This window comes from Streptomyces sp. NPDC002403, from assembly GCF_053593015.1.
The window spans coordinates 57,768-72,940 of record NZ_JBSFBQ010000021.1; the positions used below are offsets into that span (position 1 = coordinate 57,768).

The following is a 15,173-nucleotide window of genomic DNA, read 5'->3' on the forward strand; positions in this document are numbered from 1 at the left end:
AGCGAGGTGGCCAGGCACCTGTCGCGTGTCATACCCGTAGTCCTTGAGAGCTACGAAAAAGGTTCGCACCCCGGTGGGACGCCGACTACGGGACCTCGTCCCTACCTTCTGTACCCGGAGCACCGAAGCCATCAGGTACGGAAGGAACAACCCCGCCATGCCGTCCCATCCGCGCAGATCCCGCCTGCGCCGCGGCCTGCTCGCCGCCCTGGTGGCCGCCTCGGTGGCCGTGCCGCTCTCGGGCGCGGCGGGTCCCGAGGCCGTACCCGCGCCGGCTCCGGCCGTCCGGGGACCGCTGCGTACCGCCGCACCCGGGGCACTTGCCGAGCGGTACGCAGCGACGCGTGCCGACATCGGTGCGGCCGAGCGGGCGGCCGCCCGTCACGGCGACCACAAGCGGGCTGCCGCGCTGCACACGATGGCCGGCCCGGCCCGCAGTTTCCTCTCCTTCGACGGCCGGGACGGCGGCCGTGGCGTCGAGGTCGTCGGCGACCTGTCCCGCGCGGAACGGATCGCCGTACTCGTCCCCGGCGCGGGCATCGGCATCGACCACTACTGGCGCCTGCGCAACGGTGCTCTCGCCCTGCGCAAGGAGCTGGGGGAGCGGTCGGCGGTGATCGCCTGGCTCGGGTACCGGACGCCGACGACGATCAGCCCGGCCTCCCTCACCTCGGGGCGCGCCACCGAGGCCGCCCCCGAACTGGTGCGATTCATGACGGAGTTGAGGCAGATCAAACCTGCGGCCCGCACCACCGTCCTCTGCCACTCCTACGGGTCCGTCGTCTGCGCACACGCCGCGCACGGATTACGGGTCGCCGACATCGTGCTGTACGGCAGCCCGGGCACCGGCTACCGCAACGCCGCCGCCCTGCACACCCCGGCCACCGTCTGGGCCGGCCGGGGCGGCGACGACTGGATCGCGGACGTACCCCACGTCGAGCTCCGACTGCCCTTCGTGGACATCGGGTTCGGAACGGACCCGGTCTCGCCCGGCTTCGGAGCCGCGATCTTCGCGGCGGGCTCCGGCGGCCACAGCGACTACCTGAGGACCGGCTCCGAACCGCTGAGGAACATCGCCCGGATCGTGGCCGGCACGGCCGGATCCGCCAAGACCCCGGGAGGGCACCATGCGTGACTTCGCCCGGCGGATCGAATCCGCCACCCCCGCCGACCGCGACCGTGCCGTCGACGCACTGCGCGCCCTCGCCATCCTCGGCGTCGTCCTCGGCCACTGGCTGGTGACCGCGCTCGTCGTCGACAGCGGCACCGTGCACGGTGCGAGCCCGCTCCGGTACCTGCCCGCACTCACCCCAGTCTCCTGGCTGTTCCAGACCCTCGCGGTCTTCTTCCTGGTCGGCGGAATGGTCGGCGCGAGAAGCCATGCCGCCGCCCGCGCCCGGGGCGAGAGCTACGGCCGGTGGCTCCGGGCACGGATGGGCCGGCTGCTGCGCCCGATGGCCGTGGTGCCGGTCGTATGGTCCGTGGCGGCGTGCGCGATGCTCTTCGCCGGGGTGGACCAGGACACCGTGCGCGCACTGTGCAAACTGGTGTGGTCCCCGCTCTGGTTCATCGTGGTCTTCGCGGCGCTGACGGCGGCGACCCCGCTGGTGGCGAGGCTCCATCCACTCTGGCCGTTCGCGGTCGTACTGGTCGTCGACCTCTACCGCTTCGGTCTGGACGCGCCCGGCGGATTCGCCTCGGTCAACGTGGCGGCAGGCTGGCTCGTCCCGTACTGCCTGGGCGCGGCCTGGGCCCGGGGCGAGCTGCTCGGCCGCCGCGCCGGCTGGACGCTGCTGCTCGGCGGAGCCGCGGCCACCGCCGCACTGGTCCGGTGGGGCGGCTACCCCGCGAGCATGGTCGGAGTGCCCGGTGTGGAGATCTCCAACCTCGACCCGCCGACCCTCGCCGTGGTCACCTTCGGCCTCGCGCAGTGCGGGGCGGCGCTGCTGCTGCTCGGCCCGTTGCGCCGGGTGCTGCGTCGCCCCGTCCTGTGGGCGGTGGTGGCGACGGTGAACCTCTCGGCGATGACGGTGTTCCTGTGGCACCAGACCGCGATGATCGCGGTCACCGCCACCGGCCTGTCGGCGGGCGGGACGCTGCCGGGCCTGCACACCCTGCCCGACGGGCCCGGCTGGGTACTCGCCCGGCTGGCCTGGCTGCCGGTGTTCGCCGTGGCGCTGCTCATCTGCTGGCTGGCGTTCCGGGGTTACGAACGGCAGCGGCCGAGGCGGACGAGGAGCCGGGTCGTCCGCGAGGGGCGCCCCGCCGGATCGATGGCGGCACGACGTGTCTGAGGTGCGAGCGGTGAACCGGGGGGACGTAGGGTGCGAGCTGTGAACCAGGGGGACATGGTGAAGCGAGCGGCGCGGGTACTGCGGGCACTGCCCCGTACCCTGCGCGAGGACCTCGCGACCACGGCGGTCGACCCGAACGGGCAGTCGGGGAAACCGCGTTGGCTGGAGTGGCGTCCGGTGATCATGGTGCCGCTGGTGATGTTCGCGGTCGGGGTGCTCATCGCGGGCAGCAACCAGTACGCCTTCGGCTTCGGGATGGGCATTCAGCTCGGCGTCCTGCTCGCCGGGGTCCAGTCGGCGGCGATCGTCGTCGCCCTGTACCGCCCGCTCCAGGCCTGGTGGGCGTCGATGCTCGCCATGGTGCTGGTCACCCCGTTCGCCGCGAACATCGGCTTCGGGACGCGGTTCCCGTGGGGCGGCGCGTTCCCCTGGAGCGGGGCCGGGATCGCGATGCAGGCCGGGGTGCTGTTCCTGCTCGCGCTGCGGCTGCGCCCCCGGATCACCGCCGAGGCCCTGACGATCACCGTGCTGGCGGGGCTCCTCTGCGGAGCGAGCACCCCCTGGCGCAACGCCGACGACATCGGCCTCGCCCTCGGCGTCCTCGCCATCACGGCGGTGATGGGCATCGCACTGCGCGGCCTCGCGGTGGCCCGTACCCGGCTGGTCGAGCAGGAGGAGCTCACCGCCGAGGAGCGTGCCAGACGCACCCTGCTGGAGGAGCGCAACCGCATCGCACGCGAGCTGCACGATGTGGTCGCCCACCACATGTCGGTCATCTCCATCCAGGCGCAGGTCGTCCCGCACCTGGTCGAGAACCCGTCCGACGCGCTGAGGGAGAACGTCGAGGGCATCCGCAGCAACGCGGTCGACGCGCTCACCGAACTGCGCCGGGTGCTCGGCGTACTGCGCTCCGAGTCCCCCCTGCCGCAGGCCGCCCGGCACGCCCCTCAGCCCACCCTCGAACGGCTGGACGAGCTGATCGGCAACGCGCGCGGCGCCGGGCTCACGGTCACCACCGAGACGACCGGGGAGCCGCGTCCGCTGTCGCCGGGCGTCGAGCTGTCGGCGTTCCGCATCGTGCAGGAGGCGCTCAGCAACGCGATGCGGCACGCCCCCGGGGCGCGGGTACGGGTGGAGATCCGTCACCAGGAGTCCGGGGTCACCGTCAGGATCACCAACACCGCGCCGGACCGGGCCGCGCCGCCCACCCCGGGCGAGGGCCACGGCCTGCTCGGCATGCGCGAGCGCACCACGATGCTGGGAGGCGAACTGGCCACCGGAGCGACTCCCGACGGCGGGTACGAGGTCACTGCCATACTGCCCGCACTGCCCCCCGCGGAACCGACCGGTCCCGCCGACCCTGCCGAGGACATCCGATGACGGCCATCCGCGTTCTGATCGCCGACGACCAGATGATGGTCCGGCAGGGCCTCACGGTGCTGCTGAACGCCGAAGCGGGCATCGAGGTCGTCGGCCAGGCGGTGGACGGCGCCGACGCCGTGGAGAAGGTGGCCGAACTCGACCCCGACGTCGTCCTGATGGACATCCGCATGCCCCGGCTCGGCGGCATCGAGGCGACCCGCACCGTCACCGAGGCCGAGGGCGCCACCGTCAGGGTGCTCGTCCTGACCACCTTCGATCTCGACGAGTACGTCTACGAGGCGCTGCGCGCGGGCGCGTCCGGGTTCCTCCTGAAGGACGCCTCGGCCGAGGAACTCGCCCATGCGGTACGGGTGGTGGCGGAGGGCGAGGCCCTGCTCGCCCCGAACATCACCAAGCGGCTGATCGCCGAGTTCGCCCGGGTGAGTGCCGCTCCGCGCGCACAGCTGAAGGCCCGCACCGGAGAACTGACGGAACGCGAGACCGAGGTGCTGGCCCTGATCGCGCAGGGCCTGTCCAACACCGAGATCGCCGAGCGTCTCGTGGTCGCCGAACAGACCGTGAAGTCCCACGTGGGCCGGATCCTGTCCAAGCTGGGACTGCGCGACCGCACCCAGGCCGCGGTCCACGCCTACGAGACGGGCCTGGTGCGCCCGACCGGCTACTGATCCGGCCGCGTCACCCGGGCGACACCGGGTCCCCACCCGCGTAACACCCCCGTCCGCACCCGCCATTGGCTCCGCACGAGCGGAAACGGCGGGAGCGGCGCGGCTGCGACACGTACAGAACCGGCACACCGACCGGACGGCACGGGCCCGCTCGGCGAGCCGCCATGCCCGCGACCGGGCATCCGGCTGCCTTCTTCCGGCGGTCCGGCCCATTCCGACCAACCGAAGGAACCGAGGACTCCATGGGCTCCACCCTTGTCATCACCAATGACTTCCCGCCCCGTCAGGGCGGCATCGAGACCTTCGTGCACGCGATGGCCACCCGGGTACCGGACGACGACGTGGTCGTCTACACCTCGCACGAACCCGGTGACACCGCCTACGACGCGCGCCTGCCGTTCCCCGTCGTACGGGATCCGAGCCGCATGCTGCTGCCGACCGGCCGGGTGACCCGCCGGGCCGTCGAGATCGCCCGGGCCCATGGCTGCGACCGGGTCTGGTTCGGCGCCGCCGCACCACTGGCCCTGATGGCGCCGGCCCTGCGGCGCGGCGGTGTACGGCGCATCGTGGCGACCACCCACGGGCACGAGATCTGGTGGGCGAGGACGCCCGGCGCGCGCGGGCTCATGCGCCGGATAGGCAGCGGTGTCGACGTGGTCACCTATCTGGGCCAGTACACCCGCGCCCGGATCGAGCCCGCGCTCGGCCCGCGGGCGCGCATGAGCCGACTCGTTCCCGGGGTCGACCCGGAGGTGTACCGGCCGCGCACCGACGCCGGACCCGACCCGCGCACCGAACTCGGGCTGCTCGGCAAGCGCGTCATCCTCTGCGTGGCCAGGCTCGTCCCCCGCAAGGGCCAGGACACCCTCATCCGGGCCCTGCCGCTGATCCGGGACGAGGTGCCCGACGCCGTGCTGGTGGTGGTCGGCCAGGGACCCGACGAGGCCCGGCTGCGCAAGCTGGCGGCGCGGCACGGAGAGGGGGCGGTCCGCTTCGCGGGCGGCGTCTCGCACGCCGACACACCGCCCTACTACGCCGCGGCGGACGTCTTCGCGATGCCGTGCCGCACCCGGCGGGCGGGGCTGGAGGCGGAGGGGCTCGGGATCGTGTTCCTGGAGGCGGCGGCGAGCGGTCTGCCGGTGGTCGTCGGCGACTCGGGCGGCGCTCCGGACACCGTCCTGGACGGCCGGACCGGCCGGGTCGTGGACGGCACCGACCCCGTCGCCGTCGCCGGGGCGCTGACCGGGATCCTCCTCGACCCCGACCGGGCCGCGATGGGCGCCGCCGGTCGTGAGTGGGTCCGGGAGTCCTGGTCCTGGGACGCCTCGGCCCGTCATCTGACGCGGCTTCTGACCCCCGCCGAGCAGCAGGCGGTGCCCCTGCCGGGAGAGGAGTAGGCAGCCGCCGCGGGGTGGAGCGGCCACCGGCCACGGGCCGGTGCGCGGAGGCGGGAGCAAGTCGGTGCTGAAGTGGATGTCCGTCGCCCCGGGCCCGGGCCGGACGAGGCTTTGCAGCAGCGTCCGGGCCGTCCTCGGCATCGCAGTGGCGGTCGCGGTGTGCGGTCCGGCCGGACACTCCCTCGTCGCGGCCGTGCCTTGCACGGTTCGGGGCGTGACCGATACCGGGTGCCGGGCGACGGTACTCAGTGGGCGGGAACCGGCTCGGACGACGGCTGCCACTCCCGCCTGATCAGCCCGTAGACCCACGAGTCGGAGACCTCGCCGTCGACGACGCAGTCCTCCCGCAACGTCCCTTCACGCATGAAGCCGAGCTTCTCCAGCACGCGGGCAGAAGCCACGTTGCGCGTATCGGCCTCAGCCTGGACGCGATTCAGGTCCAGCGTGTCGAATGCCCACCGCAGCAGAGCGCGCGCGGCCTCGGTCGCGTAGCCGTGGCCCCACGCCGCATCGTCGAAGCAGTAGCCGAGCGACGCGCTGCGGTAGTCCGGATTCCAGCTGGTCAGGCTGCACCAGCCGATGAACGCCCCGTCGGAGACACGATCCACGGCCAGCCGCGCCCCGGTGCCCTCCCGTGCCATCTGCCGGCAAGCCGTGATGAACTTCTCGGCGCGCACGCGTTCGCTCCACGGTGGCGCGTCCCAGTAGCGCAGCACGTAGGCGCTGCTGTGCAGTGCGAAGAGGTCGTTCGCATCCGCGTCCCCGAAGGCACGCAGTCGAAGGCGAGCGGTGTGCAACGAGTCGATGGGCAGCGACATGCTCATGTTCCGTCCCCTGATCGGTGGCCGATCGATCAGACATCCGATGCGGGGCACTCGCAATGGGTTTTCTCGGCGGGCCGGCAGAACGACGTGACCGCCGCGATCGGCACACCGTCACCGTCGTCCAGCACCCCCACGGCCCAGGCCGCCGTCCGCCCCAAGACGCGCTCCTTCGTCATGCCTCGTCATGATCGCGACAGCCGTCATCATCTCCGGACCCGGCCCCCACCTCGCCGACCAGCGCCACCCGGATCACGGACTACAGCTGCCGTGAGAACACGGAAAGCCTGCTCAGCAACCAGAAAGCGCTGCTCGTGCCGACGCCGTAGGCGAGGTGGGCGGTCAGATCATCACCCAGCGTCCTGGCGTCGTATGCCCAGATGGGTTTGTAGAGTCCCGCGATCGGAAGCACCACGTATCCGCTGAGCCACACGAGCGCACCGTACGGGAGCCCGTAGAGGACGTGGGGCTTGCGCAGCGAGGCGCTGGCGACGCCGTAGAAGGCCGCGTTGCCCACTCCATAGGCCCAGTGCATGAACGTGCTGACGGGGAACGCCGCGCTGTCCGGCAGTTCGCGCAGGGTGAGGGCCTCGGCCAGGCGCTTTCCGACCTGCCCGGGATCCGGCGCCTCCTGCCAGGTGCGAACCGGGGCGAACTCCCAGCGCAGGGCGTTGCGTTCGCCGCCGGCCCGGCGCTGGCACAGGAACCGCACGGTGTCCATGCAGACGGTGCCGATCACTCCCGCCGTCAGACCCGCACCGACTGCGCCGAGTGGAGTCAGCTGCTTGCGAGTGCGCATAGGTCGATCACTCCCGATCCCGGTACTTTCAGAAGCCGGCGCTCTGGCCGCCGTCGACGTGCAGGATCTCGCCGGTGACGAACGAGGCCTGTTCGAGGTACATGATCGCCTCGACGACGTCGTCGATCTCGCCCATCCGCCCGAGCGGGTGCAGCGCGGCGAGCGTGCCGCCCGGGTCGTCCGGGTGCATCGGAGTGCGGATGACGCCGAGTGAGACGGCGTTGGCGCGGATGTGGCGCGCCGCGTATTCGATGGCCAGCTCCCTCGTCGCCGCGACCAGGCCGCCCTTGGTCAGCGAGGCGAGCGCCGCGGGTATGCGCGCGTTGGCGCGGTCGACCAGCGACGTCGACACGCACAGGACGTGCCCGCCGTCGCCGCCCGCGAGCATCGCGGGGATGGCGCCGCGCGTGATGTCGAAGAAGCCGCGCAGATTGACGCCGGCCACCAGGTCGTAGTCGGCGTCGGTGCAGTCGGTGAATGGTTTCTCCAGGTAGACGCCGGCGTTGTTCACCAGCGTGTCGATCCGGCCGAAGCGGTCCAGCGCCTGCTCGACGATCTGCGCACCGGTACCGGGCCGGCTCAGGTCGCCGGGCACGGCGAGTACGTCCGGATCGCGCGACGAGGGGATGGACCGGGCGGTCACGACGACGGAGTACCCGCGCCTGCGGAACGCGTCGGCGACGGCCGCGCCGATGCCTTGTGAAGCACCGGTGACGATTGCCACCTTCTTCTCCGAGCTCATGGGTATGTCCAAGCCGAGGTTCTCGCGCTGGAAATCTCCTGCTCACGGCGGGCCACAAGCGGCGACGGCGCCCACCGACTCCCACTCTACGTGCCGCCGAGCTCCGGCGCCGCGCAGCGCTCTTCGGGTGCGGTCGGCGGCCGACCGTACGACGCTGGAGACACCGGCCTGTCGAGCGCGGGAGGAGCACAGGTCATGGCCGCTCTGATCGCCGTGAACGTCGGCATGCCCAAGGACGTCCCCTGGCACGGCAGGACCACCCGCACCGGCATCTGGAAGCACCCCGTCACCGGGCCCGTGATGGCGCGCCGCCTCAACCTGGACGGCGACGGGCAGGGTGACCTCGCCGGGCACGGCGGCGAGCAGCGTGCCGTGCTGGTCTACCAGTTGAGCGCCTATCGCCACTGGCAGGAGTATCTGAAGCGGGACGACTTCACGTACGGCCAGTTCGGCGAGAACCTCACTGTGGACGGACTCGCCGACGACGAGGTGTGCATCGGTGACCGCTACGGGATCGGCGGTGCGGTCTTCGAGGTCACCCAACCCCGTGTGACGTGCTACCGCGTGGGGTTGCGGCTCGGCGAGCCGCAGATGGCCGCCCTGCTGGTGTCCCATCGCCGCCCGGGCTTCTACATGCGGGTGCTGACCGAGGGGCGGGTGCGGGCCGGGGACGAGATCGTGAAGATCGCCTCGGGCCCCGAGGAGATGACCGTCGCGGAGATCGACGCGCTGCTCTACCTGCCCGGCCACGCCCGGCCGCAGCTCGAACGGGCCCTGCGCATCCCCGCGTTGAGCCCCGGTTGGAAGACGTCGCTGCGATCCCTGCTCGACGACGCGGATCGCGGCTCCGGCGCCGTGGGTGGAAACCGCGGGCTGACCACCAGCAGCCCGCCGCCGGCCTGGCCCGGGTTCCGCCGGCTCGAAGTCGCCCGCATCGAGCCGGAGAGTGCCAGCATCTTCTCGCTCACTCTGGCGGCAGTCGACGGTGAGCCGCTCCCAGCCGCTCTGCCGGGGCAGTTCCTCACGGTCCGCCTGCGGCCGGACCCACAGGCATCCCCGGTCATCCGCAACTACTCGCTCTCCGGCCGACCGGGCGCCGAGACGTACCGCATCAGTGTCAAGCAGGAGCCGCACGGCGTCGCCAGCACCTATCTGCGTCAGCACGTGAAGGCGGGTGACGTTCTCGATGTCGCCGCTCCGCGCGGCACGTTCCTGCTCGCGGACGCGGACACCCCGGTCCTGCTGCTGTCCGCCGGTGTCGGTGCCACCCCGGTCCTGGCCATGCTGCACGCACTGGCCGCGGAGCGCTCGCAGCGCGTGGTGTGGTGGCTGCACGCGGCCCGGGACGGCGAGAACCACCCGTTCGCCGGCGAAGTGCGCGCACTGCTCTCCCAGCTGCCCGCAGGCCGTTCGTTCGTCTCCTACAGCCGCCCGTCGGGCGTCGACCGCCCAGGTGTCGACTACACGGTCGGTGGGCGGTTCACTCCCGAGCGGATCCGTGGCCTGGAGCCGCCTTTGGACGCCGGCGCCTACATCTGTGGGCCGAGCGCGTTCATGCGGGACATGACCGGAGCCCTGGAGGCCTGCGGCCTGCCGTCCTTCCGGATCCACACCGAGGTCTTCGGGGCCGTGTCCGCCGTCACCCCCGGTGTGGTGACCGGATCCGCCCGGGCACCGCACCAGCCGGCCGCTCCTCCCGGCGGCCGCCCGGGGCCGTCCGTAGCCTTCGCGCGCAGCGGGCTGATCGTCCCCTGGCACCCGGACTACGGGACGCTGCTCGGACTCGCCGAGGCGTGCGACGTGCCCGTGCGCTGGTCCTGCCGCACCGGAATCTGTCACACCTGCGAGACCGCGCTTCTCTCCGGCCGCGTCGAGTACGCCCCGCAGCCCCTGGAGCCCCCCGCCGGAGGAAGCGCGCTCATCTGCTGTTCGACGCCCCCGGCCGACGTGGTCCTGGACATGTGACCGGATGCGTCCGTGGCCGGGGGAGCCACCGCCGACGGCGCGATATGCGTCCAAGGCCGCCGACGGACCACCGGGTTGCGCGCGGTCGGCGCAGCTGCCTAGCGTGGTTGCGTGGGCAGGGGCAGAAAACCGGCGGGATGGGTCGGTTTCGCGGGGCGTCCCGCCGAACCCGCCTCCTGGCATGCGTCCGAGAGGGGATTTCTCCCATGGCCAAGGTGCTTTTCATCGTCAGCGGAGCGGCCTACTGGGTGCTGAAGGACGGCACGCGGCACGCGACCGGCTACTGGGCCGAGGAGTTCGCGAACCCGTACAGGATCCTCACGGACGCCGGTCACGAGGTCGTCGTCGCGACGCCGAACGGTGTGACGCCGACCGTCGACATGATGAGCCTGCGCCCCGAGATGGTCGGTGGTAACGACAGCGCCCTTGAGCTGGAGGCCATCATCCGTTCCGCGGAGGTGGTGCGTAGACCGCTGCAGCTGTCGGACGTGCGCCTGGAGGACTACGACGCGGTCTACCTGCCGGGCGGTCACGGTCCGATGGCGGACCTGGCGTGGGACGCCGACGTGGGGCGGCTGCTGACCCAGCAGTTGGCCTCGGGCAATCCGCTGTTCATCGTCTGTCACGGTCCCGCCGCGATGCTGGCCACCAGGATCCACGGTGAGTCGCCGTTCAAGGGCTACCGCATCACCTGCTTCACCGACGAGGAGGAGGACGGCGTCGGACTGGCCTCCAGGGCGCCGTGGCTGCTGGAGACCGACGTGAAGGCGAAGGTCGGGGTCGACTTCAGCCGTGGTCCGATCTGGGAGCCCTACATGGTCGAGGACCGCAACCTGGTGACCGGACAGAACCCGGCCTCGGCCGCGGTCCTCGGGAACCGGATGCTGGAGATCCTCGGGTGACCTGTCCTGGAGCGATCCGGCCCAGGCACGCGCCCGCGTCGCAGGACGTCGGGCGCGTGGTGTTCCGGGCGAAAGGGCCATAACGATGGAAGCGACGGTTGCCCGGGCTCTGCCGGATCGGCCCATGGCTGCTGCTGTGGCTACTCGTCCCGCCACCGCCCCGGGCGCGACGCAGAGCACGTACTGCACTGGTCCAGCCGGCGCCGACACCACCAGTACCGATCCCGAACCTGCCACCTCGCCCGGCACGCCTGCGCCGACACAGCGCCCTGGCCGGCGACAACACCACCCAGATCACGAACTACAGCTGTCGTGCGTCCGTCGCCTCACACATCGCCCGTGCCCACAGCGAGGCATCGGTCGCGGCGTGTACCGCCATGATCCGCTGGTAGGCCGGATGGTCCGGTAGCTTCGCGACTTGGCGGCACGGGTGGTGGCGGATCGGGCAGCTCCGGCAGTGTCTTGCGAGTGATCCGGATCTCCTCGGCGACGGTGTCGAACCCGTCCGGCGTGCGCCGCGCCAGGCGGGGGACGGAGGTGCCGGTCAGCATCCTCGACATCCGGTCGCTCATGGCCCAGTACACCCGTGACTCGGCCGAGGCGGTCCGGTGCTCGTAGTCGCGCACCAGCCTGCGGTGCAGCATCAGGATCCCGTTCGTCCGCTCCACGATCCACCGCTTGGGCTGGGGGACGAATCCGGCGTCGGCCGGGTCGCGCTCGACGACTTCGGCCTCGATGCCCACCTGCCACGGAGAACGTAGTGGGGCCTCGCACCGTTGACCCCGCCGGGTACGGGCGATCACCTTCCCGTACGTGTCCAAAAAGAGTGTGCGTCCACGGGATCCGCCGTCGCATTCTGTCCCTGAAGAAGATCGAAAATAGGGGGAGCACGTGTGGACGGTGGTGTCGTCGAGCGGGGTGCCCGCAACCGAACGCTTCGACTGGTTCTCGGACATGGTCTCGCGTGAGGTGGTGCCCACGGCGATCAGCAGCGAATGCCCGGCCCGCTTCCGGGCCGAGGCCGCCGTACTGGACCTGGGCGGCCTTTTTATGTCGAGGCTCGCCTACCTACCTCTGCACTCCAGGCGCACCCCCGCGCTGATCAGACGCAGTGACCCGGAACAGTACCAGTTGGCCCTGGTCACCAAGAGCTCCATGGCGCTGTCCCAGCAGGGCAACGACTGTGGCGCCACCATCGGGGACCTCGTGATGTGGGACACCTCCCGGCCTTGGGTGGCCCAGTCACCTGCCCAGGGCGGCATGGGCGAACTGGTCATCCTCCAACTGCCCCGGTCGGCTGTGCCCTTGCATATCCGTCAGATCGAGCCCCTGCTTGCTCGCCGCCTACCAGGCGGCCACGGTATGGCGGCGATGCTGGCCTCCTTCATGAAGTCCCTGGTGGACAATGGAGGCCGGTGCACACCGGAGGAACTGGGCCGCCTGGGTACCATCACGGCCCAGCTCGCGGCGGCCTGTCTGGCCCAGCACCTCGACGTCGAGGAAGACCTGCCCGCCGAAATCCGCGCACAGGCGCTGTTGCGGCAGATCCACACCTTCATCGACCACCGCCTCGGCGACCCGGAGCTGACTCCCTCCGTCATCGCGGCCCACCACAACATGTCCCACCGCGCACTCCACCAGCTCTTCCACGGGACGAGTGAGAGTGTCCAGGCCAGGATCCGCCGGCGCCGCCTGGAGCAGTGCCGCGCTGATCTGGCCCGCCCCGAACTGCGCGCACCGATACAGGCCATCGCGGCGCGCTGGGGCTTCAGCGGACCGGCGGTTTTCAGCCGTACCTTCCGCGAGGCGTACGGACTCAGCCCATCCGAGTTCCGTGCGCTGAGGATCAAGGATCTCTGCGCTGAGCGCAAACTGCAGTGACGATCTTCTTTCCTAAGCTCGGTGGTGACTGATCAACCACCAGCGCAGGGGGAGAGCAACCATGGTGCGGAAGACAAGCGTCCGGGTGGCTGTGGCAACGGCCGCCGTAGCCGTCTGCGGCTTGGTCACGGCAACTCCGGCGAGCGCCGGCGGCGGTCCCAACGCCCACCGGATCGTCAACGTCATGAGCAACAAGTGCCTTGAGATCCCGCTGCACCACGACTACGACGGCGCCCCGGCCCAGCAGTGGGACTGCAACGGCGGTGCCAACCAGACTTGGATCGTGGACGGGGTGCAGACGGCCGACGGTCGGCTGGCGTGGACGTTCCGCAACGCCGAGAGCGGCAAGTGCCTCGAAGTCGCCGACTGGCGCAAGGACGCGGGGGCTCCGGTGCGTGTGTGGCAGTGCACCGGTGGGGCCAACCAGCAGTGGGTCGAGGAAGCCGGCCAGATCAGCGTGTCCCTCCGCAACGTCAACAGCGGCATGGCCCTGGACATGCCGGGGTTCAGCACGGCCAACGACACCGACGCCATTCAGTGGTGGCCCAAGGGCTACGACGAGGTGGCCGCGAACCAGGAGTGGTACACGGCCGGCTGACGCCGCACCAGTCCCGCCGCCCACCCGGCGCCACCCGGCCCGATACCCCCTCGGTCGCCGGGGCGGTGTCCACTCCCGCCGCCTGCCGACCTGCGGCATTCCACCTTCGGCCCCAAGGCCGCAATCGAAGGGAACACACATGCGTTTCACACCGAAAACAAACAGCCTCCTGTCTCGCACAGGAATCGTGTTCGCGTCCGCTCTCACCGCCTTCAGCACACTGATGATCGCGCCCGGCTCCGCTTCGGCCACTGTCACCTCCTGCTCCGGTTTCGGCTGTGACGGACACGACCCCGACATCCAGAGCTGGCAGCGCGGCCCCACCCACCGCGACGGCCGGGACCACGGCAGTGGGTTCGGCGTCGAGCTGTGGACCGGCACCACCGATGGGGACTTCTACGCCTGGGGCAAGGCGACGTATCCCACGGGCAGCAACCCTTATGACTACACCGTCTTCGTCCAGCGCTGCTATTTGGACCACAGTATGTGCGAGAGCCTCGGCGAGTCCCGCGTGGACCAGCTCACGTACGAGGGCATGGACGGCAACACGGTGATCCGGCACACCGGGATCTTCTACGACCCGGCGGCCCGCACGGCCCGCGTGTGCATGCGCGGCGCGGGCCGGGAGGTGTGCACGGGCTGGGCCTAGACCAAGCGCCGTGGGGGGCCGAGGCCTTCGGCCCCGGCGCTGCTCGATGCCCTGGAGGCGACACGCGAAGGGTGCGGCAGGGTGCTGTCGCGTCCTTCGCCGTGTTGCTTTCCCCTCGGCTGCCCCAAGCCGTCACCGCACGCTCGTCATGCCCCACCCTCACGCGTCGCCGAGACGCATGAACCCGCGACCTATGAGACGGAGGACCTGCCTTGAGACCTCGCAGAACCTCCCGCAGGGCACGGGCGCCCGTGCTCGCGTCGGCAGGCCCGGCCATGGTGGCCGGGCTGTTGCCGGGCAGCACGGCCTGGGCCGGGCAGTCGGATGACGCCGGGGCCCAGCCCCCGGTGCCCACTGCGCCCCTGCCCAGCACGATGGCGCCCGAGCAGCGCGCCGACGCCCTCGGCAAGGACTGGAAGAAGAGGCCGCGCTCGGACGACGGCCGGGGACGCCAACGGTTTCCACGTGCTGGTCGCCGACGCCGACGCGGGCCACACCTGGCGCACTTTGGCGACGCTGCCGGAGCCGGGCCTGGAGACCCATCAAGGGATCGGCAACGCCTCTGTGACCGGCTCGGGAAAGCGGGCTGTGGTGTCCTGCACACCGCGGGCCTTCACCAACCGCAGCGACCTCTTCGACCGAGGTGGCTTCATCGCGGTCGTGGACCTGCTGTCGGGCAATGTGACCAGACTGACGGTCACCGTCGGCCTGGCCTACGTCGATCCCGGCTGCGGCGCAAGCCGGACCGCCATCGTCACCGAGGCGAGCGCCGACGGCCGTAGTGAGAAGACCCAGTTCCAGGCCGTCGACGCCACCACCGCGAAGATCGTCCGAACGGGGGCCGTCGACAGCCGGGCGACCTCGGCGGTCCCGGTCGGCAAGGACGTCATAGCCGCGGCCGGGCGGGTGTCTCGCGTGCGAGACACAGCCGGGGGAGCAGACGGATCCATGGAGATTTCAAGCCTGCCCCCGGGCCCGAGGGGCTGACCGTTGTCTGCCCCTCGCAAGTTCTCATCGGCCGCGCGGTCTTGTGCCCGGCGCGATGAGTCCGCCGTGCCCCGCCGGGGCACGGGAGAC

The 15,173-nt window shown here is 71.1% G+C and carries 16 protein-coding genes; 11 read left to right on the forward strand and 5 right to left on the reverse strand.

The window, feature by feature from the left end; translation table 11 throughout:
- Positions 1 to 157: 157 nt before the first annotated feature.
- The 5 genes from ACWCPY_RS22940 (at position 158) to ACWCPY_RS22960 (ending at position 5,739) form a co-directional block, all read left to right on the forward strand.
- Positions 158 to 1,135 carry an alpha/beta hydrolase gene (locus ACWCPY_RS22940; protein ID WP_451267721.1) on the forward strand — a complete coding sequence of 326 codons (978 nt, stop codon included), beginning with the start codon at positions 158 to 160 and terminating at the stop codon, positions 1,133 to 1,135.
- Entirely contained in the window at positions 1,128 to 2,294 is a 1,167-nt protein-coding gene (locus ACWCPY_RS22945; RefSeq protein ID WP_451267723.1) for an acyltransferase family protein, read from the forward strand. Before ACWCPY_RS22940 ends, ACWCPY_RS22945 begins: the two co-directional genes overlap by 8 nt.
- A 54-nt stretch (positions 2,295 to 2,348) precedes the next feature.
- On the forward strand, positions 2,349 to 3,674 hold the full coding sequence (locus ACWCPY_RS22950; protein WP_451267845.1) for a histidine kinase: 1,326 nt from the start codon (positions 2,349 to 2,351) through the stop codon (positions 3,672 to 3,674).
- Positions 3,671 to 4,342 (forward strand): response regulator, encoded by a 672-nt coding sequence (locus ACWCPY_RS22955; RefSeq protein ID WP_451086574.1) that lies wholly within the window; start codon positions 3,671 to 3,673, stop codon positions 4,340 to 4,342. Before ACWCPY_RS22950 ends, ACWCPY_RS22955 begins: the two co-directional genes overlap by 4 nt.
- A gap of 242 nt (positions 4,343 to 4,584) precedes the next feature.
- Positions 4,585 to 5,739, forward strand: a complete 1,155-nt coding sequence (locus ACWCPY_RS22960; RefSeq protein ID WP_451267725.1) for a glycosyltransferase family 4 protein — start codon at positions 4,585 to 4,587, stop codon at positions 5,737 to 5,739.
- 245 nt (positions 5,740 to 5,984) lie between these two features.
- On the opposite strand, the gene ACWCPY_RS22965 is transcribed toward ACWCPY_RS22960, so the two are convergent.
- From ACWCPY_RS22965 to ACWCPY_RS22980, 4 genes are all read right to left on the reverse strand, one after another.
- A complete protein-coding gene (locus tag ACWCPY_RS22965; protein ID WP_451267727.1) occupies positions 5,985 to 6,557 on the reverse strand; it encodes a GNAT family N-acetyltransferase in 573 nt (190 codons plus the stop codon).
- Positions 6,558 to 6,592: 35 nt separating this feature from the next.
- Positions 6,593 to 6,739: a hypothetical protein gene (locus ACWCPY_RS22970; RefSeq protein ID WP_451267729.1), complete on the reverse strand. Its 147-nt coding sequence runs from the start codon at positions 6,737 to 6,739 to the stop codon at positions 6,593 to 6,595.
- Between the two features lie 80 nt (positions 6,740 to 6,819).
- Positions 6,820 to 7,359, reverse strand: coding sequence for a hypothetical protein (locus tag ACWCPY_RS22975; RefSeq protein WP_451267731.1), 540 nt, complete (start codon positions 7,357 to 7,359; stop codon positions 6,820 to 6,822).
- Between the two features lie 28 nt (positions 7,360 to 7,387).
- Positions 7,388 to 8,101, reverse strand: coding sequence for an SDR family NAD(P)-dependent oxidoreductase (locus ACWCPY_RS22980; protein ID WP_451267733.1), 714 nt, complete (start codon positions 8,099 to 8,101; stop codon positions 7,388 to 7,390).
- A gap of 195 nt (positions 8,102 to 8,296) precedes the next feature.
- Between ACWCPY_RS22980 and ACWCPY_RS22985 the strand changes: the two genes are divergently transcribed.
- Together ACWCPY_RS22985 and ACWCPY_RS22990 are read left to right on the forward strand one after the other, a co-directional pair.
- Positions 8,297 to 10,066, forward strand: a complete 1,770-nt coding sequence (locus ACWCPY_RS22985) for an MOSC domain-containing protein (protein WP_451267735.1) — start codon at positions 8,297 to 8,299, stop codon at positions 10,064 to 10,066.
- Positions 10,067 to 10,272: 206 nt separating this feature from the next.
- Positions 10,273 to 10,968 carry a type 1 glutamine amidotransferase domain-containing protein gene (locus ACWCPY_RS22990; RefSeq protein ID WP_451267736.1) on the forward strand — a complete coding sequence of 232 codons (696 nt, stop codon included), beginning with the start codon at positions 10,273 to 10,275 and terminating at the stop codon, positions 10,966 to 10,968.
- Positions 10,969 to 11,294: 326 nt separating this feature from the next.
- Here ACWCPY_RS22990 and ACWCPY_RS22995 read toward each other — a convergent pair whose 3' ends face one another.
- Positions 11,295 to 11,711, reverse strand: coding sequence for a hypothetical protein (locus ACWCPY_RS22995; RefSeq protein WP_451267738.1), 417 nt, complete (start codon positions 11,709 to 11,711; stop codon positions 11,295 to 11,297).
- A 175-nt stretch (positions 11,712 to 11,886) separates the two neighbouring features.
- Here ACWCPY_RS22995 and ACWCPY_RS23000 point away from each other — a divergent pair, with 175 nt between their 5' ends.
- From ACWCPY_RS23000 to ACWCPY_RS23015, 4 genes are all read left to right on the forward strand, one after another.
- Entirely contained in the window at positions 11,887 to 12,849 is a 963-nt protein-coding gene (locus tag ACWCPY_RS23000) for an AraC-like ligand-binding domain-containing protein (protein WP_451267740.1), read from the forward strand.
- Between the two features lie 61 nt (positions 12,850 to 12,910).
- Positions 12,911 to 13,447, forward strand: coding sequence for an RICIN domain-containing protein (locus ACWCPY_RS23005; protein ID WP_451267742.1), 537 nt, complete (start codon positions 12,911 to 12,913; stop codon positions 13,445 to 13,447).
- A gap of 187 nt (positions 13,448 to 13,634) precedes the next feature.
- Positions 13,635 to 14,096 carry a hypothetical protein gene (locus ACWCPY_RS23010; RefSeq protein ID WP_451267744.1) on the forward strand — a complete coding sequence of 154 codons (462 nt, stop codon included), beginning with the start codon at positions 13,635 to 13,637 and terminating at the stop codon, positions 14,094 to 14,096.
- Between the two features lie 465 nt (positions 14,097 to 14,561).
- Positions 14,562 to 15,083, forward strand: coding sequence for a hypothetical protein (locus tag ACWCPY_RS23015; RefSeq protein ID WP_451267746.1), 522 nt, complete (start codon positions 14,562 to 14,564; stop codon positions 15,081 to 15,083).
- Positions 15,084 to 15,173 lie beyond the last annotated feature (90 nt).